The sequence below is a fragment of the Microlunatus flavus genome, from assembly GCF_900110855.1.
Classification (GTDB): Bacteria; Actinomycetota; Actinomycetes; order Propionibacteriales; family Propionibacteriaceae; genus Microlunatus; species Microlunatus flavus.
In genome coordinates this window covers 1-5702 of sequence record NZ_FOFA01000023.1, presented here as the reverse complement: position 1 = coordinate 5702, position 5702 = coordinate 1, and the positions used below count along the sequence as shown (strand labels likewise).

The following is a 5702-nucleotide window of genomic DNA, read 5'->3' as shown; positions in this document are numbered from 1 at the left end:
CCCCACGTACGCCTTGGGGTCCTCCCCGGTCAGCGCACGCACGGTCGCGACCATGCCGCCGTGGTACTGGAAGTAGTCGTCGGAGTCGGCGATGTCGTGCTCGCGGGTGTCGATGTTCTTGGCCGCCACCGAGATCCGGCGGTAGGTCGACTCCATGTCCTCGCGCGCGGGCGCGCCGTCGAGGTCGCGCCCGTACGCGAACCCGCCCCACGCCGTGTAGACCTCGGCGAGGTCGGAGTCGTCGCGCCAGTTGCCGGACTCGATCACCTGCAGGATCCCGGCACCGTACGAGCCGGGCTTGGATCCGAAGATCCGGGTCGTCGCCCGGCGCTCGTCGCCGTGCGCGGCCCGGTCGGCGTCCGCGTGGCGGCGGACGTAGTTGTCCTCGTGCGGCTCGTCGAGGCCGGCAACCAGGCGGACGGCGTCGTCGAGCATCGCGACCACGTGCGGGAAGGCGTCGCGGAAGAAGCCCGAGATCCGCACGACCACGTCGATGCGCGGCCGCCCGAGCTCGGCCAGCGGCATCGGCTCCAGGCCGACGACGCGGCGCGACTGCTCGTCCCAGGTGGGCAGCACGCCGAGCAGCGCGAGCACCTCGGCCACGTCGTCGCCGGAGGTGCGCATCGCCGACGTGCCCCAGACCGAGAGCCCGACCGACGCCGGGTACTCGCCGGTCTCCTCGAGGTAGCGCGCGAGCAGCGAGTCGGCCATGGCCTGGCCGGTCGTCCAGGCCAGCCGCGAGGGGACGGCCTTGGGGTCGACGGAGTAGAAGTTCCGCCCGGTGGGCAGCGTGTTCACCAGACCGCGCAGCGGCGAGCCCGAGGGCCCGGCCGGGACGTAGCCGCCGGCCAGCGCGTGCAGCGTGTTCGTCAGCTCGTCGGACGTCCGGGCCAGGCGCGGCACGACCTCCCGGCACGCGAACGTCAGCGACGCGACGACCCCGTCGTTGGCGGCGCTTAGCACCGACTCGACCACCCCGGGCACCCGGCTCTCGTCCCAGCCCGCGTCGGCGACGGCCTGGACCAGCGCCCGGGCCTGCTCCTCGGCGGCGTCGGCCTCGGCCGTGGTCGACTCGTTCTCCTTGAGCCCGAGCGCGACGCGCAGGCCCGGGACGCCGTTCACCTGGCCGCCGAACACCTGGTTGGCGCGGAGCACGGCCAGCACCAGGTTGACGAGGTTCTCGCCCTCCGGCGCCTGGCCGAGCACGTGCAGCCCGTCGCGGATCTGCACGTCCTTGATCTCGCAGAGCCAGCCGTCGACGTGCATGACGAAGTCGTCGAACGTCGCGTCGTCGGGCCGGTCGGACAGCCCGAGGTCGTGGTCCATCTGCGCGGCCTGGACCAGCGTCCAGATCTCCCCGCGCAGCGCCGGCGCCTTGGCCGGGTCCATCGCCGAGACGGTGCCGTACTCGTCGAGCAGCTGCTCGAGCCGGGCGATGTCGCCGTACGCCTCCGCGCGCGCCATCGGCGGCACGAGGTGGTCGATGACGGTGGCGTGGGCGCGTCGCTTGGCCTGCGTGCCCTCGCCGGGGTCGTTGACGAGGAAGGGGTAGATCAGCGGCAGCGAGCCGAGCGCCGCGTCGGTGCCGCACGAGGCCGACATGCCGAGGTTCTTGCCCGGCAGCCACTCGAGGTTGCCGTGCTTGCCGACGTGGACGACCGCGTGGGCGCCGAACTCGCGCTCGATCCAGCGGTAGACGGCGAGGTAGTGGTGCGTCGGCGCGAGGTCGGGGTCGTGGTATATCGCGATCGGGTTCTCGCCGAAGCCACGCGGCGGCTGCACGAGGATGACGACGTTCCCGGCCTGGAGGGTCGCGGCGACGACCTCGCCCTCGGGGTCCTGGCTGCGGTCCACGAACAGCTCGCCGGGCGCCTCGCCCCACGTCTGCGTGACGTGCTCGACGAGGTCGTCGGGCAGGTCGGCGAGCCAGCGCTTGTACGTGGCGGCGGGGATGCGGACGCGCTGGCCGGCGACCTGGTCGCTGGTCAGCCACTCCGGGTCCTGCCCGCCGGCGTCGATGAGGGCGTGGATGAGGGCGTTGCCGGCCGTCGTGTCCGGCTCCTCGTCCTCGACCTCAGGGAGAGGCGCGGTGCCGGGGATCTCGCCCGGCTCGCCGAGGTCGTAGCCCTCCTCGCGCAGCGCGCGGAGCAGCCGGATCACCGAGACCGGGGTGTCGAGCCCGACGGCGTTGCCGATGCGCGAGTGCTTGGTCGGGTAGGCCGACAGCACGATCGCGATCTTGCGCTCGCTGGGCGGGACGTGGCGCAGGCGGGCGTGGTTCACGGCGAGCGAGGCGACGCGCGCGCAGCGCTCGGGGTCGGGCACGTAGTGCGGCAGCCCGTCGGCGTCGACCTCCTTGAAGGAGAACGGCACCGTGATGATGCGGCCGTCGAACTCCGGCACCGCGACCTGCGTCGCCACGTCGAGCGGCGAGAGGCCCTCGTCGGCCTCGGCCCAGTCGCTGCGGCTCGTGGTCAGGCAGAGCCCCTGCAGGATCGGCACGTCGAGGCCCGCGAGCTTGCGGACGTCCCAGCCCTCGTCCTCACCGCCGGCCGACGCGTTCGCCGGGCGGGTGCCGCCCGCCGCGAGGACGGTGGTGATCAGCGCGTCGTAGGTCCCGAGGTGCTCGATGAGGTCGTCCGGCGCGTCCCGGAGGCTCGCGGCGAAGACGGGGACGCCCACCCCGCCGGCCGCGTCGATCGCGTCGGCGAGGGCGCTGACGTACGCGGTGTTCCCGGCCGTGTACTGGGCCCGGTAGAAGAGGATCGCGACTCGCGGGCGTACGGCGGGAACGGTGCTCGCACGCTGACCACTTCGTGGCCCTTCGACAAGCTCAGGGAGCGTGCTTCGGGAGCGTTCTTCCGCAACCGCCGGGCGCGGCAGCGCGCCCCACTGGGGCTGCTCGACCGGCGGCTCGAAGCCCTCGCCGGTGAGCAGGACGGTGTCGGAGAGGAAGGCGTGGAGCTGACGGAGGTTCTCGGGGCCGCCCTGGGCGAGGTAGCGGTGGGCCTCGGCGCAGGTGCCGATCGGGACCGTCGACTGCTCCATCAGCGCCGCGTCGGGCGCCTGCTCGCCGCCGAGGACGACCATGGGCTTGCCGAACGCGCGGATCCGCTCGAACCCGCCGCAGAGGTCGCGGGGCGAGCCCAGCACGCGGGCGACGATCAGGTCGGCCGACTCGAACGCCGCCGCCATCGTCTGGTGCGCCGGACGTCCTGGGTTGGCGACCACGTAGTCGGCGCCGCTGGCGCGGGCGGTCAGCAGGTCGGTGTCGGACGTGGAGAGCAGGGCGATCCGGGGCACTAGGAGCTCCTCGCCGGGAGAGCCTGAGATCCGCAGGGGCCCGAGCGTCGGTGAAGCAGGACAGGTCGCGACGCCGGGCAGTTCCTGACTCGCGCGGGAGCGCTCACAGTGGCGGGACCGTCCCGGGGTCGCACCGGGTTCCTGGGTCCGAGGTCGTGCGGGCAGCCTAACCGTCCCGCCGTGGTCGAGGTCCGCGCGACGGCTGGCCCGACGACCCCCGGACGCGCAGCGGCCCGGGCCGGCCTGCGCCGACCCGGGCCCCTCGCGGTGGGACGTCAGGCGATGGCTGCCCCGTAGCGCGCCTGCCCGCGGTCGACGTAGCCGTAGTCGCGGAGCTGGTAGGAGTCGCGGTCGTCGTCCACGCTGTTGAGCCCGGTGCCCGTCGCGTGCAGGGAGATCACGCGGCCGCCGTCGTCGCCCTTGCCGGGGATCCCGACGACCACGTCCGCGCGTCCGTCGAGGTCGCGGTCGACGAGACCGAGCGCCGCGCCGAAGTCGTCGTCGGTCTCGGAACCGCCGGGCACGCCCGGGGTCTCCTGGTCGTAGGCGGTGTTCCCGCTGCGGGCCAGGCCGCCGGCGCCGCCCTTGACGAGCACGACGCGACCGGCCAGCTCGTCGCCGACGGCCTCGCGCGGAGCGCCGACGACCACGTCGTCGTACGCGTCGCCGGTCAGCTCGGTGATCAGGAGGGCCGAGCCGAAGCCGTCCTCGAAGCTGCTGCCCGGCACGCCGAGGTCGCCCTGGTCGAGCAGGGTCACGCTCGCCTGGGTCGCACCGCCGTCGCCGGTCAGCGACAGCACGGCGAGGTGGTCGACCGCCTCCTCGCCGGCGCTCACCCCGACGACGACCTCGTTGCGGGCGCTCCCGGCGACGTTGCCGACCGCGAGCGCGCGGATGCCCGCGAGGTCGAAGGAGTGCGCGACGCGCCGGCAGGACTTCGGGGCGGCCGAGCCGCCCGCGCAGACCGAGACCGAGCCCGCGGCCGCCAGCCCGTCGCGGTTCGCGCTGCCGGCGGTGGCGACGACCACGTCCGGCTTGCCGTCGCCGTCGACGTCGCGCACGGCCAGCGCCGAGCCGAACCGGTGGTCCTCCTCCGAGGTGCCGCGGACGCCGCGCACGGAGGTGCGGCCGGTGGTGGTGATGCCCTTGCTGCTGCCGAGCAGGACGGTCACCGTGCCGCTGGCCGGGAAGTCCTCGTCGCCGCTCGCCTCGTCGTCACCCGGCGCGCCCACCACGAGGTCGGCGTAACCGTCGCCGTTCAGGTCGCCGGTCGCCAGCGCCGCGCCGAACTGCGCGTTCTTCTTCTCGGTCGGCCGCGAGAACCGCGCGGAGCCCTTGCCGGTCGGTCCGTCCGCGCTGCCGTAGAGGATCGTCACCGCACCGGCGTCCTTCTCGTCCCCGTCCTCCCCAGGGGCGCCGACGGCCAGGTCGGCGAACCCGTCGCGGTTGAAGTCGCCGCTCGCCACCGCGGCGCCCCAGTGGTCACCGGTCTCGGAGGCCCCGGGCACCTTCGACGTCGACTGGGTGAGGACCTTGCGCTCGGAGGTGACCTTGCTCGACCGGGACATCTCCCAGGCGACACCGCCGGCCCCGAGCTTGCCGTTGACCTCGAGGTTCGGCGCCCCGGCCACGAGCTCGGGGAAGCCGTCGCCGTCGAAGTCGTACGGCTTCGCCGCCGTGGCGGCCTGGGCCGCCCCCGATCCGAGGGCCAGCGGGAGGGCCAACGCCCCCGCCGCGACCAGTGAGATGTACCGACGACGCATGGCTGCTCCTGTGACTCGACTATGAGTGGCTCCGGGGGTGAGTGCAGCAGCATGACCGCCCGGGGCCCGCCCGTCTACGGACCAGGGGCCCGACCTCGTCGGTGTCCCCCGCGCGGGCGACACGACCGAGCCGTCGCCCCTGCCCGGGCGAGGCAGGATCGGGACATGGGGGAGGACGTCGACGTCGTCGTGGTGGGAGCCGGGCTCTCCGGGGTCGGTGCGGCCTGCCACCTGCGGCGCGAGTGCCCGGAGGAGTCGGTCCTCGTCCTCGAGGCCCGGGAGCGGATGGGCGGGACCTGGGACCTGTTCCGCTACCCGGGGGTCCGCTCCGACTCCGACATGTTCACCCTCGCGTACGACTTCGCGCCCTGGCGCGACGAGCGCGCGATCGTCCAGGGCGCCGACATCCAGCGCTACGTCGAGGACACCGCACGCGCGTACGGGGTCGACGCGCGCACGCGGTTCTCGCACCGGGTCGTCCGGGCCGACTGGTCGTCCGACGACCGGCGCTGGCACCTGAGCGTCGACCACGCCGGCACCGAGCTGGCCGTCACCTGCCGGTTCCTGTGGGTGTGCACCGGCTACTACCGCTACGACGCGGGCCACCAGCCGCACCTGGAGGGGCAGGAGGAGTTC

At 74.0% G+C, this 5702-nt stretch carries 3 protein-coding genes and 1 riboswitch; of the genes, 1 reads left to right on the top strand and 2 read right to left on the bottom strand.

Annotation, left to right across the window (positions count from 1 at the left end; translation table 11 throughout):
• Both cobN and BMY04_RS22125 read right to left on the bottom strand, forming a co-directional pair.
• Positions 1 to 3303 (bottom strand): cobaltochelatase subunit CobN (cobN, locus tag BMY04_RS22130; RefSeq protein WP_091187275.1); only part of this gene is annotated, 3303 nt, incomplete at its 3' end.
• Positions 3304 to 3381: 78 nt separating this feature from the next.
• Positions 3382 to 3447, bottom strand: a riboswitch (cobalamin riboswitch).
• 131 nt (positions 3448 to 3578) lie between these two features.
• Entirely contained in the window at positions 3579 to 5066 is a 1488-nt protein-coding gene (locus BMY04_RS22125; protein ID WP_091187271.1) for an FG-GAP-like repeat-containing protein, read from the bottom strand.
• Between the two features lie 165 nt (positions 5067 to 5231).
• Here BMY04_RS22125 and BMY04_RS22120 point away from each other — a divergent pair.
• Positions 5232 to 5702, top strand: a 471-nt coding sequence (locus tag BMY04_RS22120) for an NAD(P)-binding protein (protein ID WP_139210115.1), incomplete at its 3' end; no start/stop codon positions are given.